Source organism: Alteromonas sp. ABV4_150 (assembly GCF_056311745.1).
This window is the reverse complement of the sequence record NZ_CM149971.1, coordinates 4,111,609-4,128,150: the sequence shown is the minus strand read 5'-3', so window position 1 is coordinate 4,128,150 and position 16,542 is coordinate 4,111,609. Positions and strand designations below refer to the sequence as shown.

Annotated in this window: 17 protein-coding genes and 1 pseudogene; 9 read left to right on the top strand and 9 right to left on the bottom strand. The window is 42.3% G+C overall.

Translation table 11 applies throughout. The features are described 5' to 3' along the window. Positions 1 to 33: 33 nt before the first annotated feature. A complete protein-coding gene (locus ACYX4M_RS17945; RefSeq protein WP_476081148.1) occupies positions 34 to 1,023 on the bottom strand; it encodes a DUF1852 domain-containing protein in 990 nt (329 codons plus the stop codon). A 150-nt stretch (positions 1,024 to 1,173) separates the two neighbouring features. Then, complete coding sequence (locus ACYX4M_RS17940) at positions 1,174 to 1,752, bottom strand: GrpB family protein (RefSeq protein WP_476081147.1); 579 nt, start codon at positions 1,750 to 1,752, stop codon at positions 1,174 to 1,176. A 204-nt stretch (positions 1,753 to 1,956) separates the two neighbouring features. Between ACYX4M_RS17940 and ACYX4M_RS17935 the strand changes: the two genes are divergently transcribed. Next, positions 1,957 to 2,826, top strand: a complete 870-nt coding sequence (locus ACYX4M_RS17935) for a sterol desaturase family protein (protein ID WP_476081146.1) — start codon at positions 1,957 to 1,959, stop codon at positions 2,824 to 2,826. Positions 2,827 to 2,948: 122 nt separating this feature from the next. On the opposite strand, the gene ACYX4M_RS17930 is transcribed toward ACYX4M_RS17935, so the two are convergent. Beyond that, entirely contained in the window at positions 2,949 to 3,212 is a 264-nt protein-coding gene (locus tag ACYX4M_RS17930) for a DUF7218 family protein (protein ID WP_476081145.1), read from the bottom strand. A 374-nt stretch (positions 3,213 to 3,586) separates the two neighbouring features. Here ACYX4M_RS17930 and ACYX4M_RS17925 point away from each other — a divergent pair, with 374 nt between their 5' ends. Further along, positions 3,587 to 4,768 (top strand): pyridoxal phosphate-dependent aminotransferase, encoded by a 1,182-nt coding sequence (locus ACYX4M_RS17925; protein ID WP_476081144.1) that lies wholly within the window; start codon positions 3,587 to 3,589, stop codon positions 4,766 to 4,768. 75 nt (positions 4,769 to 4,843) lie between these two features. Here the strand turns inward: ACYX4M_RS17925 and ACYX4M_RS17920 are convergent, their stop codons facing one another. Together ACYX4M_RS17920 and ACYX4M_RS17915 are read right to left on the bottom strand one after the other, a co-directional pair. Further along, complete coding sequence (locus tag ACYX4M_RS17920) at positions 4,844 to 6,019, bottom strand: saccharopine dehydrogenase family protein (RefSeq protein ID WP_476081143.1); 1,176 nt, start codon at positions 6,017 to 6,019, stop codon at positions 4,844 to 4,846. Between the two features lie 138 nt (positions 6,020 to 6,157). After that, on the bottom strand, positions 6,158 to 7,387 hold the full coding sequence (locus ACYX4M_RS17915) for an aminotransferase class I/II-fold pyridoxal phosphate-dependent enzyme (RefSeq protein ID WP_476081142.1): 1,230 nt from the start codon (positions 7,385 to 7,387) through the stop codon (positions 6,158 to 6,160). A gap of 160 nt (positions 7,388 to 7,547) precedes the next feature. On the opposite strand from ACYX4M_RS17915, the gene ACYX4M_RS17910 reads away from it, so the two are divergent. The 3 genes from ACYX4M_RS17910 to ACYX4M_RS17900 all read left to right on the top strand — a co-directional run bounded on the left by ACYX4M_RS17910 (position 7,548) and on the right by ACYX4M_RS17900 (position 10,293). Further along, positions 7,548 to 7,649, top strand: coding sequence for a type II toxin-antitoxin system CcdA family antitoxin (locus ACYX4M_RS17910; protein ID WP_476081141.1), 102 nt, complete (start codon positions 7,548 to 7,550; stop codon positions 7,647 to 7,649). A 547-nt stretch (positions 7,650 to 8,196) separates the two neighbouring features. Then, positions 8,197 to 9,630: a choice-of-anchor L domain-containing protein gene (locus ACYX4M_RS17905; protein ID WP_476081140.1), complete on the top strand. Its 1,434-nt coding sequence runs from the start codon at positions 8,197 to 8,199 to the stop codon at positions 9,628 to 9,630. Positions 9,631 to 9,690: 60 nt separating this feature from the next. Then, positions 9,691 to 10,293 (top strand): peptidoglycan-binding domain-containing protein, encoded by a 603-nt coding sequence (locus ACYX4M_RS17900; protein WP_476081139.1) that lies wholly within the window; start codon positions 9,691 to 9,693, stop codon positions 10,291 to 10,293. Positions 10,294 to 10,367: 74 nt separating this feature from the next. Here the strand turns inward: ACYX4M_RS17900 and ACYX4M_RS17895 are convergent, their stop codons facing one another. Further along, complete coding sequence (locus ACYX4M_RS17895) at positions 10,368 to 10,610, bottom strand: HP1242/YdcH family protein (RefSeq protein WP_476081138.1); 243 nt, start codon at positions 10,608 to 10,610, stop codon at positions 10,368 to 10,370. Positions 10,611 to 10,832: 222 nt separating this feature from the next. Between ACYX4M_RS17895 and ACYX4M_RS17890 the strand changes: the two genes are divergently transcribed. Continuing rightward, positions 10,833 to 13,280, top strand: coding sequence for a zinc-dependent metalloprotease (locus ACYX4M_RS17890; RefSeq protein WP_476081137.1), 2,448 nt, complete (start codon positions 10,833 to 10,835; stop codon positions 13,278 to 13,280). Positions 13,281 to 13,491: 211 nt separating this feature from the next. On the opposite strand, the gene ACYX4M_RS17885 is transcribed toward ACYX4M_RS17890, so the two are convergent. Next, positions 13,492 to 14,568 (bottom strand): hypothetical protein, encoded by a 1,077-nt coding sequence (locus ACYX4M_RS17885; protein ID WP_476081136.1) that lies wholly within the window; start codon positions 14,566 to 14,568, stop codon positions 13,492 to 13,494. 152 nt (positions 14,569 to 14,720) lie between these two features. Here ACYX4M_RS17885 and ACYX4M_RS17880 point away from each other — a divergent pair, with 152 nt between their 5' ends. The 3 genes from ACYX4M_RS17880 to ACYX4M_RS17870 all read left to right on the top strand — a co-directional run bounded on the left by ACYX4M_RS17880 (position 14,721) and on the right by ACYX4M_RS17870 (position 15,445). Further along, positions 14,721 to 14,918 carry a hypothetical protein gene (locus ACYX4M_RS17880; RefSeq protein WP_476081135.1) on the top strand — a complete coding sequence of 66 codons (198 nt, stop codon included), beginning with the start codon at positions 14,721 to 14,723 and terminating at the stop codon, positions 14,916 to 14,918. Positions 14,919 to 15,029: 111 nt separating this feature from the next. Further along, positions 15,030 to 15,287: a type II toxin-antitoxin system Phd/YefM family antitoxin gene (locus ACYX4M_RS17875; protein WP_476081134.1), complete on the top strand. Its 258-nt coding sequence runs from the start codon at positions 15,030 to 15,032 to the stop codon at positions 15,285 to 15,287. Then, positions 15,275 to 15,445 carry a type II toxin-antitoxin system RelE/ParE family toxin gene (locus ACYX4M_RS17870; RefSeq protein WP_476081133.1) on the top strand — a complete coding sequence of 57 codons (171 nt, stop codon included), beginning with the start codon at positions 15,275 to 15,277 and terminating at the stop codon, positions 15,443 to 15,445. The genes ACYX4M_RS17875 and ACYX4M_RS17870 overlap by 13 nt, the downstream gene beginning before the upstream one ends. An 85-nt stretch (positions 15,446 to 15,530) precedes the next feature. On the opposite strand, the gene ACYX4M_RS17865 is transcribed toward ACYX4M_RS17870, so the two are convergent. Both ACYX4M_RS17865 and ACYX4M_RS17860 read right to left on the bottom strand, forming a co-directional pair. Continuing rightward, on the bottom strand, positions 15,531 to 15,923 hold the full coding sequence (locus ACYX4M_RS17865) for a CZB domain-containing protein (RefSeq protein WP_476082906.1): 393 nt from the start codon (positions 15,921 to 15,923) through the stop codon (positions 15,531 to 15,533). A gap of 42 nt (positions 15,924 to 15,965) precedes the next feature. Further along, a pseudogene (locus ACYX4M_RS17860) lies at positions 15,966 to 16,301 on the bottom strand (methyl-accepting chemotaxis protein); the annotation flags it as partial. Positions 16,302 to 16,542 lie beyond the last annotated feature (241 nt).

Below are 16,542 nucleotides of genomic sequence, written 5' to 3'. Positions count from 1 at the left end.
CGAACAAGTTTCTAACAACCAGTTTCAGAGAGTTTATCTGGCGTAACTTGCTGTAAATTGCTCCAGCTTATGCTGATAAGGCTTGATAAAGTTCTCTTCCACAAATTTGCCTTGCTCAACGGCAAGGTGACTGCGCTCGTCGCGGTCGTAAATAATGCGCGTTATTGAGTGATCGCTATTTTTCAAATTCGGCTTATAACTTAAGCCCGCTTGTGCGTTAGCGTTATAGATTTCAGGGCGATAGATTTTCTGAAACGTTTCCATCGTAGCGATAGTGCTTATAAGCTCTAAGTTTGTATAGTCGTTCAGCAAATCGCCAAAGAAGTAAAACGCGAAAGGCGCGGCGCTATTTGGCGGCATAAAATAACGAACGTTTAAGCCCATCTTTTTGAAATACTGCTCGGTCAACGAGGACTCGTTAGGTTGATATTCAATGCCTAAAACAGGGTGCTGGTTTTCTGTTCTGCGATAGGTTTTATTATCGGAAACGCTTAAGCATATTACCGGGAGTTTCGAAAAATGCGCTTTGTAGGCTTCTGAGTTAACGAAATACTGGAACAGTTTACCGTGTAGATCGCCAAAATCGTTGGGCACGCTGAACGATGATTGGCCTCGATTATGATTAGAAAGACGAACGCTAAAATCATAATCTCGAACATAAGACGAGAAGTTGTTGCCCACTATACCTTGGGTACGTTTCCCCGTTTTTTTATCGATAATGTTGGTTTGTAAAATCTCGATAGTAGGGAAGGTGTTGCCGTTGCCCTCTATATCAATATCTACTGATATTATTTCTAGTTTTACAGTATAGCGATCTCCACACTCATTGTCCCAGCTAGCTAACGCGTTGAAGCGATTGTTAATCATGCTTAATGCATCACGTAAGTTCTCTTTTCGGCGCTCGCCTCGCGCTAAATTAGCAAAGTTAGTGGTAATGCGCGTGTTGTCTGAAGGGCGATAATCTTCATTAAACGGAACGCTGTTAATGGTAAAAGAGAAATTTGTATCCACGTTATTGTTCATGAGAATGCGCTTCTATTCCTAAGATTAAACTGAGTAATGTGAATGCTGTAAAAGCCATGAGTACGTTATACCTAGGTTTAACTATGAATAAAAATGACTTAATTTCATTTTTATATGAAATTATCTCATGCTATGTTCGGAAGAGAGGAGTTACGTGGTTTTATCCTCCCAACGCCTAGCACTAATCATAATTAGGTCACAGACCGGATCTTTCAGTTGTGAATATAAGTCTCTATCGTTAGGAATTCGAGAGGCGAGGGTTTGCTTGAAGAACGCGTAAGACTTTGCGGTATCGTCATCAATTCTAAGATAATCTCTGAATAGAAGAGCATACTTAAAGTTTTTTGCGCCTACTTTTCGTATATGAATATTCGCTTTAAACGACCATTGGTCTGTGACCCCTTGCAGGTAAATTTTACGCCAGTCCGCAAGGCATGATTCGTCAGGCGGTAAATGATCTTGACTCATGTGAGCGTTAGGCAAGTTTAATTGACTTATTCGCTGGTTTATCGTGTCGCAAATAGCAGGAGATATTTCACTACCCCCAATTTGAATATCGATACGATCTTTCGCTGGCATGTTATGAATAGAAGTAGAGCCAATATGGTCAATACAAACGCAAATATCGCCTAGCGCAGTTAATAAACAGCGCTTAGCAATTTGAAACTGCTCACGCCACGCTTTTCTATAGGGGACAATTTCGACTTTATCTCGCTCTTGGTGTTTCACAGTACAACCTTTATGCGTTAATTGACAAACGCGGCTCGTTTTTCATTTAGAAACAAGAAGGTAGCAAATTGTAACAACTTAAACCATATCGCTCGTTTATTAATCAAATTTATTCTAGTAAGCTGCGAAAACTTAGAGCGGTGTGTGACGCAATTGCACACAACAAATTTTACAGATGGAAGTGAATGATAAAAAGGAGTTGATATGAGTGTTGAAACTAGGTTTAGTAAATTTTTAACGCACGGAATGCGTCAAATAGTTTATTGGTCGTTACAGCCTATTTTAATAGCCGCTTCTCTTTACTTGGTACATACTAACGCCTCTCTTGATGAGCATATTTTATTTATCACAGCAGCGTTTTGTATAATTACGCTCTTCGAAATTACTATACCAGCGCGCCCAGAATGGCAAAAAAGCGCGGGTGAAACTGTCGCACTTTTGGTATTTGTGATTCTTGCCGGGGCAGCGTATGCGTTGATAGAAACACTGTATGAAGTTTCACTTTTTAAGTGGATGGCGAGTTTAAGCGAAGCATGGCAATTAGATATTTGGCCTTCACAATGGCCAATTGTAGCGCAAGTACTGCTTATTTTTACCGCATTTGAATTTGTTAACTACTGGTATCATAGGGCGTCTCACCGGTGGGGACTCTTGTGGCACTTATCTGGTCATAGCGCACACCATGCATTTAAAAAACTAAGCAGTTTAAATGCAGTCGCAAACCATCCTCTAGAGGGGTTTTTCCTTATCTTTCCAAGGGCTATTGTGGGCTTTCTTTTAGGTGGAGAAGTAGTTGGTGCCGCAGTTGTTTCATTAACAGCAGTTACAGCCATACTTGCACACAGCAACTTGAATCTTAACTCAGCAGTGGTTGGCTGGTTCTTCACAACTAATCGTTACCATATTCATCATCACTCTCAAGTTATCAGTGAAAGCAACACTAACTATGGCTGTGTATGTATTGTATGGGATCGTTTATTTGGCACGTTTAAAGACGCAGATACGAAAGATACTGGTATTGATGATGTTCAGCCAGGCTATAGAGCAATGCTGTTGATGCCGTTTAAAAGGTAACCTTCATTTTCTAGACACCGTAAAACAACGGAATGCGGTGGGGCTTTAATACAGCAGCATGCTGCCGGCACGCCGCTAAATGTCAAGCTACAAGATGAATAGCTAAGCATGCGCCTCCCCAATCAATGATTACGTAGAGCATCAATTAACTCGTCTTTAGTCATATTGGAACGCCCGTCAATGCCGACTTCTTTGGCTTTTTGATAGAGTTCATCTTTAGCGCGATCTTCGTATTTATTTGCTTTGCCGCCGTCTTTTGACGGAGTTTGTTTACTATTGGCTTGTGCATTGGCAATGCGCGCTGACTTCTCTTTGCTATAGCCTTCGTCGCGAAGGGCTTCATAAGTATCATCGTTTTTTATTTGGTTACCGTGGTCCTTAGCCATTTTAAAACTCCTGTTGCGAATGGTGAACGAAGCTGAGATGTTTATAGTATTTCATACTTGGTATTCGCCTAGATGGTTTAGGTTAGGTGAGCGACTTGGTGATTCAATCCAAAGAACAATGGGTTTAGTCAGTAATAGTTTTGCTGCTAATACGAGAAAAAATGTCATTCATCGCAAACGCCTAAATGGGTATAAAGGCGCTGCACCGCAATGTAACCCCTTAACACATTAAAACTACTTGTGTTGTCTATTTTAGTGCGTTATGTGCACGGGAAAAGTGCAATTGCGTCAATGGTTTAGCGCTTTTAGGCTATTGCGCGTTTAAAACCGAGCCTTTAGTCTAAAGACATTGTAGATGGAAGGCTGAGCGAAATATGAATAAAAACGTACAACAAACCACGATAAATTCTTCACGTCGTAATTGGTTAAAATCGGTAGGTTTAGGGGCTGGTGCGGTGGCACTAACCACGAGTGTCGACAGTATAATGGGCGACCTGCATGCGGCGGGAATGCCCACTGAACATTTTCCGTCGGCTACACCTAACGTGAACGATGGTCTTATTCGCTTATCGTCAAATGAGAACGCCTTTGGACCTTCGAAAAAGGCCGCTAAGGCAATGCAAAGCGAGCTTTTAAACCTTGCACGCTATACCGATGCTACGGTTGAAGTTTTAGCGCAAAAAATTGCTAAGCAAGAGGGCGTTTCTGCCGATCAAATCGTTATCACAAACGGCTCTTCACCTATTCTTTTCGGCTATGCCGACTGGATCACGAAAAATGGTAATAAGCTAGTTACCTCTATGGCAACCTACGAAGGTGTGCCGAGAGGCGCTGAGTTTATGGGGGCAGATGTAACTTACGTACCGCTCGCTGATGATATGACATTCGACCTAGATGCCATTGAAGCAGCAGTGACTGAAGACACTACTGCCGTTTATGTGTGTAACCCAAATAACCCAACGGGTAGCATGGTAGATGCCGCCAAACTGACCGCTTTTGCGAAACGTGTGTCGAAAAAAGCACAGGTATTTATTGATGAAGCTTACATTGAAATGTCTGACGCTTACCCGGCCAACGTTCAGTCGAAGCTTATTTCAGAAGGGCACAATGTAGTAATTTGCCGTACATTCTCTAAAATTCACGCCATGGCAGGCCAGCGTTTAGGTTACGCCATTATGCCAGCTGAGCAAGCTAAAACCCTGGGCGGAATGTTGCGCATGGGTGGCGTAAACTACTTGGCACTTGTTGCGGGTATGGCTAGCATGGATGACCACGCGAACCTAAACACCATGCGCTCACGGATTAAAACTGAACGTGATAAGTTAATAAAAGTTGCTAAAGAATTAAAACAGCCATATGCGTCGAATCCACAAGGGAATTTCATTTACATGGATACGGGTATGCCGCACGACATGTTTGCGCAGAAGATGAGAGCTCAGGGTATAAAGGTAGTAGGGCGTACCTGGCCCGGTTACGATTCATGGTCACGTATTAGTGTTGGTACGCCAGCAGAAACCGATGCCTGCGTTAAAGCATTAAAAGCAGTACTTGCTTAGAAAAACAATAATAACACCTAGCGAAGAAAGAAAAGGCTGAACGCAAGTTGTGTTCAGCCTTCATTTTTTGAATCGCTATTTCTCGATAGCAAACGTTAAGCCTGCTTTTTCTTCTAAACGGCTGATAAGCTTGTTACCAAGTGCTGCCGCAGGTGTGAAGAAACCACCGGATAAACTAACGTCTTTGCACAAGCAAAGAGCAGATTCTGAAATCATTTTACTGGTAGAGCCGTAGCCTGGATCCTTGTCGCCTTTTACCGATACGGCTAGCATATCCCCGTTGGTAGCGGTACCCACAAACATGACATCGTAAAAGCCATTTTCGCGCTCTTCTTTGCTCGGGCCTTCACCTGGTTTAGGGCCATCATCACTAGCAAGCGACTTATCTTTGGCAACGTGATTCGCCATGGCTTCACCTTTTTCTCCTGGGCCGGTCATCATCATTTCATCATACTGAAAGTTCTTGCCGTAGCTATATCCGCCTAGGTAGTTTGTGCGATGAACGTTTTTAGTATTGATGGCCGCCATAATAAATGGTGCAACCCATGTGCCTAACTGCTCATCGAAGTAAGGTTTGTTGCCATCGGGCTGTCGCTGATTTGACGCGCCATCGGTTAATGAGTGCGGATTAATAAGCGCAGCCATGACAGACTTATCTTTGTGCGCAGCCGCCATGGTCGCTTTTAAACTGGCAGCCGTACCGCCAGAGAACGTGCCCTGCATTTTGCGTACACGACTTTTTACATATTCAATGACATCGCCAGTTTGCTTTTTGGCATGTTCTTGAAGGTAGTGCACACCAAGGTCAAAAGGTACAGAATCAAAGCCACACGAGAACACAATGTTTGCGCCGGTTTCTTTAGCTTTCGCTTCGTATTTATTGATCATTTGGTGCATCCAGGCTGGCTCACCGCAAAGATCTGTATAGCCGGTGCCGTTATCGACACATGCAGAAAGTAACTTTTCACCGTAAATTTGATATGGACCAACAGTGGTAAGTACAACGGCTGTGCGCTTCGTCAACGCATCTAGCGCGTCGTCATCATCACCATCGGCTACAATGCTAGCAACGCTATCGCTAATGCCTAGCTCTTGTTTAACATCATTAAGTTTAGCCTCGTTACGACCTGCCACTGCCCATTTAACATTGCTGTCACTGCCATACTGCGCTTGAAAATACTCAGCCACTAGTTTGCCCGTAAAACCTGTAGCACCGAAAATAACTACATCAAATTCCCGTTCGTTACTCATTGTTTTGTCCTGTTTTATTTCGTTTCGACACGTGTCATCAATATGCGTTACTCAATATACGCACAAGCTTCCATATCTATCATTTTTTTCGGTAATATTTGTCTATTCACGAAATTAAATGGTGAGCATAAAAAAGCGTTAGCTTAATGATTCTACAAACTCAGCTAGCCGTGAAAGCCCTTCCTCCAAGCGTTCAATGCTTGTGGCGAAAGACAGTCTTACGTAATGGTTGGCATTGTGCTCACCAAAATCATTACCCGGCGTAAGCGCTACATGATGTTGTGAAAGTAGGGCATCACAAAATTCAATTGCACTTAGCCCTGTGTGCTTAATATTGATGTAGGCGTAAAACGCACCGTCAGGCTTTGCATCTAAACCAAGCCCCATGTTTTCAAGTGCACTAAAAACAAGGGAAGCACGCTTTTCCAGCGTATGGCGGTTTTGCTCGCATTGCGTCAATGCTTCTGGGGTAAAGCACGCAAGAGCGGCCTTTTGCGAAAGGGTAGAAGGGCAAATAAACAAATTCTGCGCGAGTTTTTCAAGGATGGGCGTCATCGCTTCAGGTACCACACACCAGCCAAGACGCCAGCCGGTCATGCCAAAATATTTGGAAAAACTGTTTATTACGACCACTGTTTCTTCAAGCTTTGCATTGGCAAGTACGGTTTGAAGTTTGGTATCAGTGCCCAAGGTCGATTGGGAAGCGAATGTATCGTTGCGTACATCAAGATCAGCCGAAAGCGAAAGATCTAAGTAAATTTCGTCAACAATTAAAAAGCCACCTTTGGATTTGCAGTACTCGCCAATTTTAGTCAACTCTTCTGCATCTATAACCGTACCAGTAGGATTGGCAGGTGTGGCAATAAGTACACCTTTCGTGTTGTGCTTCCAATTATCGGCAACACTTGCAGCGGTTAGCTGAAAGTTATCCTCGCTGCGTGTTGGCACCAGCGTTACCTCTGCGCCAAATGCGTTTAAAAAACGTCGGTTACAGGGGTAAGACGGGTCACCCAATATCACGTTGTCGCCTGGTTCAACTAAGGCAGCACTTGCCAAAAGTAAAGCACCAGAAGCCCCAGCGGTAATTACCACTCTAGAAGGGCTTACCGCTACGCCATGTTTACCTTCATAAAAGCGTGCAATGGCTTCACGTAGTTCAGGCATGCCCAGCGCCGAGGTATAGGGAAAATCTGGGGCACTTAAGCTTTCTTTCATTGCGGCGAGTACTGCCGCGGGTGCGCCGAAATCAGGCTCGCCTAAATTAAGTCTTATAACATCTTTACCTTGCTGTTCTAGTGTCGTGGCTTTTTCGCCATAGGCCATAGCAAGAAACGGAGGAATCGCCGTAGCGCGAGAGGCAAACTTCAAAATAAACCCCTTCATAGTTTGAGCTGGTTAAATCGATAACGCAATTAGGGCTTATTCTTGGCTGTGATTCAAGTAAATATTTGAAGAAGGAAAGGGGCTGCATTTGCTATGCGCACAACTTTTGCGCATAGTGTTTTTAGTAGATTAGTTTGAGGTAGTTATGCTTCAAAAAATGTCTTGTAATACGTCGGTCAATAGTGACCTTCTCAATGTGGCAAAGTCTCTCGGTATAAAGCTTTCTGAGGTTTTGAAGTTACTTTGATAAAAGCACTAAACGAAAAAAGAGAAGAATGGTTCAAACTTAATGATGGCGCTCTTAAAGCTCATAATGGCAAAGTAATCAAGAATGGAACGTTTTCGGTGTCAATCGGCCAGCTATCGAGATAAGCCAGCTTTCAGTATGTAAATTTTCATCATCTAAACTGTAATAGCGATTTACTTTTTCTGCATAGTCAGTGCTAATTGCATTTAAACGGTTAATCGTATTTTTGTGTTCCGGAAAGTCGCATGGTAATGAGTGGTTTTCGCTTAATACGTCGGGTTAGGTGTACTTGCACCTTCACCTTGGTTGATAACAGTAACTGCCGTAAATCAATTACCATGAATTGTATTTATTAATTGGAGGTGCGCAGTGAAATTAGTTTATAGTTTTTAGCGTCAGTATTTTTTACATTGCTTTAATACTATGTCAGTTAATTTTCATTATATAAATATAAGTGTATGTAATTTTTTGTTTATTTTTGTTTGGCGTGCAAATTGCTGTGACGGATTAAGCATAATGAAAAGCTCATTTATAAGGGAATTTAAAAGTGATAAAAGTACTATCAAAAGCGTCCGCGTGTGCAGTTGCTATCGCGCTAGGTGCGTCACCAGCCTCTGCGATTGTTATTACAGAAACTCAAGATGCTCTCAGTTTAGCTAACGCCTTATTGGTTCCAGATTCAACCATTACCATTAACTCAGCGTCTTTAATTGGAGGTTCATTTGGTAATGAATTTGAAGAACCTGGGAATGGGTTTTGCGACGGCAACGATTGCGAAGTTTTTATCCCTTCCTCCATTGACGTTATAGATGCAGCTTTTACTATTCCATCACAACCAGCACTTGGTCAGGCTGGTATTTTTTCCAATGCCTCTGGGACTTACAATTTACCTGCCGCAGGCGGTATAGTATTGAGCACAGGAAATGTCACTGACGCGCAAGATTCTGAAAGTACTCAGGTGTTCATAAGCGGGGGTACTGGCAACTCTGCATCAAGTGTTCAAAATGAATTGTTAGAGCCTTTAACTGGTATTTCTGAACATTTTGATCCTGTTCAATTGGATATCAGCTTTACTGTCGATGGTGACCAAGCTTCAACAATAACGTTTTTTGGTGCTTTCGGCTCAGAAGAATTTCCAGACTTTGTTGGCGACACTTTTATAGACGGTTTCGGTTTGTATGTAAACGGTGAAAATATTGCAGGTGCTCTTACAAGTGATGCTGAGATTGGTGATTCTCTTGCTCCAATCAATATTAATCATCCAGATTTTGTTGAAATGCCAGGTACGGCACTCAACGGCGTGTTAGCACCGAATGGCAACCCACTTCTTCGATTTGATGTGCCGGTATTACCGGGCGACAATACCTTTACTTTACTTTTAGCTGATGCTGGTGATAGCAGCCATGATTCTGTAATGTATTTAGCAAGTTTTGGAGAATTAGGCGAATCAGAATTTACTCCAATCCTTCCTGACTTGAGCAATCCAACTAATGATGATGGTGAATTTGTATTCGAACTGCCTGAAGTTGAAGCGGAAGAGACTATATGGTTCGACCCAGATGTCGCATCAGGTTATGTTTATACATCAAATCTAGCGATTGCTTCTGTTACTGCGCCATCTCTAGCGACCGTGCCAGACCCAGACGGTTATATACTTGAGTTTACTTTTGGTAACACCCTGCAACAGTTTACTCTAAATGCAGGCGAAACGTTTGATTTTGGGTTAAACGGCTTTGACGATGTTTTCGATTTCTCAATATTAGGTATCAATTTAGATTTGGCGCTAGATCCAACTAACCCGCAAGCATTTGTAACGGGCGTGTCTTTCGCCGAGTCAGGTGATCTTTCATTTACGCAAGCACCGATAATCACATTTGTTCCCGATGATCCTGTAAATAGTGTTCCGGCACCCAGTTCAGTGTTCATGTTGGGCATTAGCCTTTTCGGTCTTTTTGTTACGAGAAGAAAACTGAAAAAGTAACATAAGTAGATTTTATAAGCCTAAGTGGAAACGCTTGGGCTTTTTTAGTTTTGAGGTTTTATGAAGGTTTTTATTCAGTTTGCATGCATTTGTTTTATCTACGTGAGCTCGAACGTTTTTGCTGCAGACAGCGAAGGCAGGTTCGCTGCTAAAGGAGCGGGCCGGAAGGCGTGTGAAGATTTCGTAGTCAGTTTTCAACAAAAAGATTCTGAATTTTTACTCTATGCTGGATGGCTAGAAGGATACTTATCTGCTTATAATCAGTTCCAAAAGAACAATTACGATATTGCTCCTTGGCAGACAACTGAGTTATTTTTGATTTTGTTACAAAGACATTGTAATGAAAATAGCAATGTTAAATTCTTGGATGCTACCAATACGATGATAAGAGCTTTTTATCCTATTCGGTTGGATTCTGAAGGGACGATCGTGAAAGTTCAAGTGGGCGATGCTACTGCCTACTATTACAAAGAGATTTTGTTGAGAGCAAAGACACGGTTAAAAAAAATGGGGTTTTATCCAAAAGAAATTTCTGGCGATAATTTTACAGACGAAGATATAAAAGCGTTTTCTGACTACCAGCAGAAATTTAATCTAAAGGTTACCGGTTTACCAGACCAAAACACGTTAACTACACTCTTTTTAAAAGCTAATCCCAACTAATTATTCACTTATTAATTTGCTGGCGAAAAATTACGTACGATAAGCCCCAACATTAGAGGCTTATCGTATTCGCTTTACTTAGCATGTTTCAAAGCCTGATAAAGCTCATCTTTCAACTCGGCACGGTCGTGTTTCAACTGATGCAGTGTTGCATCGCTTGCGGGTGAGCCAAGCTCTTCAAGGTTTCTAATTTCTTCATCTAAACTGTGATAGCGTTTTGCTTTTTCGGCAAAGTCATGGCTATTTGTATTTAAACGGTTAATCGTATCTTTGTGTTCTGGGAAGTCGCATAGTAGTGAGTGGTTTTCGCCTAACATAATTGTTCTCCTGATTGTCTTGTTTCATAACAGCAAAGCTAGATTATCAGTACTTTTATCAAGATATAATGCACTGAATACCGCAATTAGTTTCAACAAATTATTGATAATGGCAGTCAATGTTAGAGTCGAGCAAGTAGTAGCGTTAAAAAGACGAATTACCATGGGCAAAATCTCTTACATAGGGTAGGCTAGAAATTCACAATAATAAGGACTAACTGCATGCTGCAATTGAACATTTTTCACAAAGCCGCGCGACAGGTGAGGGCATCGGGTAAATCAGCCATTGCATTTACGGTATTGTTTGTCGTGTCTGCATCTTCAGCTTGGGCAGCGTTACCAAGCATTGGTGAATTCACCAGCGATATGACTAAAAAGGACGGGTTGCTCCCCGTTTACTATGACGATGAAAGCGACAAAGTTTACCTGGCGGTGCCTACAATCGATGCCGAATATTTGTTCCAAAGCAGCTTGCCGTATGGTGTAGGTTCAAACGATATTGGCCTTGATCGCGGACAACTTGGCGACACGCGTTTAGTCAGCTTTGAAAAATTTGGTAACAAGGTTTTATTGAAGCAGCATAATACCAAATACCGCGCAACCCACGGCAGCGACGCCGAAAAGCAGAGTATTGATGAAGCTTTCGCAGATTCGGTCATTGCAGGTTTTATGCTGGTAGCGAAAAGCGATAACGCCAGCCTAATCGATTACACGCCTTTTTTATTAAGTGATATTCACGGTATCGGTAACCGCATGGCGCGCACCAATCAAGGTAGCTTTAGCGTAGATAAAATGCGAAGCGGGGTGTACTTACCTAAAACCAAAGCCTTTGAAAAAAATACCGAGTTAGAAGCATTAGTCACTTTTGCTGGTAAAAAGCCGGGTGAATACGTGCAGCAAGTTACCCCCGATCCAGAAAGCGTGTCGGTGCACTTACATCATTCCTTTGTGGCACTGCCTGACGATAACTATACGCCTAGGGAGTACCACCCATATTCAGGCTATTGGAAATTTAGCTATTTCGATTACTCAACACCTATTAGTGAACCTACTGAGCAGCGTTTTATTACCCGCCATCGCTTAAACAAGAAAACGCCCCATGCAGCAATGAGCGAAGCAGTGGAGCCAATTGTGTATTATCTAGACCCAGGTATCCCAGAGCCGGTGATGACCGCGCTTAAAGAGGGGGCAAGCTGGTGGAACCAAGCCTATGAAGCTGCAGGCTACAAAGACGCGTTCCAGGTAAAAGTATTGCCTGAAGGTGCCGACCCTATGGACGTGCGCTACAACGTTATTAACTGGGTACATCGCGCAACGCGGGGCTGGTCGTACGGTTCGTCGGTTGTCGACCCACGTACGGGCGAAATTATCAAAGGTCACGTTACTTTAGGTTCGCTGCGTGTAAGACAAGATTATTTAATTGCCCTTGGCCTAACTAGCCCTTTTAAAGACGGCAACACCGACACCACTTTGCAGCAAGAAATGGCGCTGGATCGCATTAGGCAGCTGTCGGCCCACGAAGTAGGGCACACACTAGGCATAGCGCACAACTTTGCGGCAAGTGAAAATAACCGTGCGTCGGTAATGGATTATCCTCACCCCAAAATTAGTATTAAAAACGGCAAAATTAGCTTGGAAGGCGCGTATGATAAAGGCATAGGCGCATGGGATATTCACGCCGTAGCATATGGCTATCAAGATTTTGCCAGCGACGTAGAGGCAACCGAAGCCTTGGCAAAAATTATCGTAAAAGGTCGCAACGAGGGCTTAAGCTTTAAATCAGACCCAGATACCCGCAGCAGCCGTCATGCGTCAGCAAATGGTCATATGTGGGAAAATGGTAGTAACCCGCTAGATGCCTTCGATGAAATTTCACAAGTGCGCGAACTGGCGTTAGCCAATTTGGGTTTAGATACGTTAAGCCCAAACAGCAGCTTGTCGTCACTCGAAAATGCTTTAGTGCCCATTTATTTGTTACATCGCTATCAGCTAGAAGCCGTGGCAAAGCAAGTAGGCGGCTTAGTTTACGAATATGAACGCAAAGGTGATTACACCCAAGCGCAGGGCCAACAGTTTGTAGCGCCCGCAGTGCAGCAGCGCGCAATGCAGCAGTTGATTACTGCGACTACCGCCGATTACCTGACTATTCCTGAGTCGGTACTCGCCCTTATTCCACCTACAGTCTACGGTGACGACATAACCCGCGAGCACTTTAAGGGCAAAATGGGGCTAATGTTAGACCCCGTTTCTGCCGCTGCTTCGGCATCCAACTTTGCGTTTGAGTTGCTATTACACCCAGAACGCTTGAACCGCTTAGAGTGGCAAACAAAAAGCACTAACGATAGACGCAAAAAAGTAGGCGTTTCTATGCTGGTGAAGCAAATACTTAACGTTCACTGGTATAAAAATAAGTCACAAAGCCCACTAGCAAAACGCTTACAGTTAGTTGCATTAAATGCCGTGATGAAAGCGGTCATTAACGACAAGCTGGCGCCAGAAGTAAGAATGGAAGCGGAACTTGCTTTACTTGAATTTAGCGAGTGGCTAGATGATGAAGCTGACGACAACCAGTATGAGATACTAAAAGAGCAGTTCGATACTTACTGGTCCAGTAAAACGTGGCCAAGTAGCTTCGAAGTAGAACCACTACCGCCAGGTTCGCCTATTTAAGAGTAAGTAAAGGGGCAGCGTAGTGCAATCTTGATGAGTAGCTAGTGCCGCAGAGTAATACTGCGGCACGGCGTATTGTTATATCTATTGGGCTAGCTTTGCTACTGGCCCCTATGCCAACACGCAAATAATGGCGGACAAAATTGACCAAGACATTAATCTTTCAAAAGTGATACTCATATTACGTCTATTTAGACCAAGTAATGAATTGTTACATACTCGTACCAAAGAGCAGATAATCTGACACTACTTCATCATGTACATACCCTGTGTGAGCTTGAAAATAATTAACCACACCATATTTATATACGCCAGGGAGTGGAACCTTGTAGGTTTTTCTCGCAACTGATATCGCAACATTGGCATATTGGCCTTTTAATTCGCCAACACTGCTCTCATCTATTGGATAAGACAGAAGATCGTTAGGATCGCTAAACGCAATTACTCTCTTTTTTTGGTTAGCGTTTCTAGCATCAATAGTACCGTCATCTAAGATTGAATGAAGTGTGTCATAATCGCTAGCCATTTTCTCAGACAACGTTTTCGGACCTTTGTTTACCGAATCTCCGGTATTTAATAGAGCGATTTGGTTTGCCATCATATAAATCATATCGACACGATTATCAAGAACATGATCTCCATCCGCCTTCAGTTCATTGAGAACATCAATAAGAATCTTAGAGCCTAGACTAAAGGTGACAACAATGAGCTTTTCATTTTCATCAATCTGCTCTTTCAAATCTAAAACTTGGTTTCTAACTCTTTGTATTATCTGCTTTTTGGAACTACCCGTATACATGACCACGTCAACAATTCCATCATTAAGCAGCCTATCTTTCGCGAGTTTCGTCGTTGCGGTTCTATTTGGATTTAATACAGGATCGTCATCAATATTCCTTAGTTTGATTTTGGCTTGAGACGTGATGTCCAACCACCACAATACATTGAATCTTAGAGTTTGACCCTTGTAGCTAAAGCTATCGAGAGAGTCATCAATGTAGGGACTTTTTATTTTAAGTGCTGAACGTAAATCGTTGATAACGCGCGAGTAGTCATTGATACCTCCGGTGGAAGAATATCCCCCCATTCCATGTATAAAAACTATTCTGACATCTTTGTTCGTTCCTTTAATTACGTCAACAATTCCATCGAATTCAATGTTTGCGGTGCTGCCAGCGTAAACTTCATTTACTTTATTCGTTTTAATGATACAGCCCGAGAGAATGCAAGTTGTGACCAGTAAAATGATAGCGTTTTTCATATTAGAGTCCTTTTGATCTGTAATCACAAAGAACTCCATATTCAGTGGCACTGAAAAGCGGCAAAAAGACGTCATCCTTGTATGATTTAAAATAGAACAGAAAATGTTCAATTACAACACTAGTAGCTAACCAAGACTACTTTCACAAAAAATTCGATTTAGAAAATAACGCCATTTACGTGTTTACCGCAGACCCAGGTGCCATGGGGACGGCCTACCAATATTTTTATTTAAAATGCCCACTTCCTTTAAACCGCTATGGGATAGAGCTTATCGATAAAGCAAACTGGGTATGGAAACTAGAGCTTAAAACTTCTGATAATGGTTTTGATGTATTCAATCAGCGTGATGAGTTTGGGGGATTGGGTAAATTTTAGTGGCGTAGATGGTGGTTAGTTCTTTTCAAATCTGCATTCAGCAAATGAAATCTTGTGTGGTAATTATGAGGTGATACTACAGTGATACATTTGAAAGCTGGAACCTGTATCGTGAAAGTAGAACTAGTTACTACATTGAAGAGACAAGCCACAAAAATTTTGCAAGACCTGCACACTTCAAAAGAGCCTGTTTTGATTACTGAACATGGTCAGCCATCGGCTTACTTAGTTGATGTTGATGACTATGAGATGATGCAAAAACGCATGTCGATTCTGGAAGGTATTACAAAAGGTGAGCAGGCAATAAGAAATGATGACGTTTTAACTAACCTGCAGGCCAAAGAGAAAATGGATAAATGGCTGAAATAGTATGGACAGAACCTGCTCTAAATGACTTGGACAATATTGCTGGATACATAGCGGTATCTAGTTTAGTTGCGGCAACGCAACTAGTTAAAGAAATCTTCGCCAAAGTATATATGCTTGAGGAATATCCTAAATCAGGAAAGTCAGTTACACAAAATTAGTTATAGTCTCATCAGTTACAGAGCCAAGAGTTGCGCTTGCAGCTCTGTTTTTGTTCATTGGTTTACAAGCTTTGCGAAAGTATTTTTAATGCCCCATCTCGCTTTTCACTTTGTTTTCTAATTTATTTAAGAAGTCAAAAACTCGAGCGCTGGCTTCTTCCATTTTGTTTAGGTGCGTGATTAACGTTGTTCCATCCCCGTTTTCGAGTGCATTTAAAGCCGCAATACCTGACTGGTGGACTAATGCATGGGGCCCCTCTAAATGTGAAAACTCCGCGTAATGACTGTAATGTTTTTTACCATCTCCTTCATAATACCACTTACCCAATCGACACTGGTGATGGTCTGCAAAATCATCTTTTGTCTTTTCACTTTCTCCCCGGATAGTTCGATACACTTCAACCTTCCAAACCAGATGATCTAATTTAACGGTCTGGATAAAAGTACTGACGCTAGAAAGAGAAATAACATTAGCCATGTCTTCAGCAATATGGGCAACGTTATCAAGAGATGCGCTTATTTGCGATGCAGAACTGGCTACTTGCAAGGTTTGTTGTGTACTTTCCTTGATTTGATGATAAGTACTGTCTGTTCTTTCAGAAGCTTTTACCGTCAAATCTGAAATTTTAGACGATGCTTCAGACGAACGACTAGCAAGTGTTCTAACTTCATCCGCGACTACAGCAAAACCTCGCCCTTGCTCCCCAGCTCTAGCTGCCTCAATCGCTGCGTTTAACGCTAGAAGGTTTGTTTGTTCTGAGATACTTTGTATTTGCCCAATAAATGACTCAATATCTTTACTGGATTGTGCAAGCGACTCAATTGAACTATTGATAGCGTCTGAATTTCCCGTCATTGCATTTAGCACTTCAACACAGTTCGAAAGGGCTGTACTAGTGCCACTAATATCTTCTAGCACATTGTCTAAACGAATTTTTTCTGCGTGCAGTTGAGTCGCAGAATGAGCCACGTCATGCCTCACCAAATCTAATGAATCAAGCGAGTGAAAAAAGTTTTTTACAATGGTTCGTTCGACATTAACTTTTCTGGCGAGTTCTTCAGCTTCTTCATAAGACTGGTGTAAACGAGACTCCATT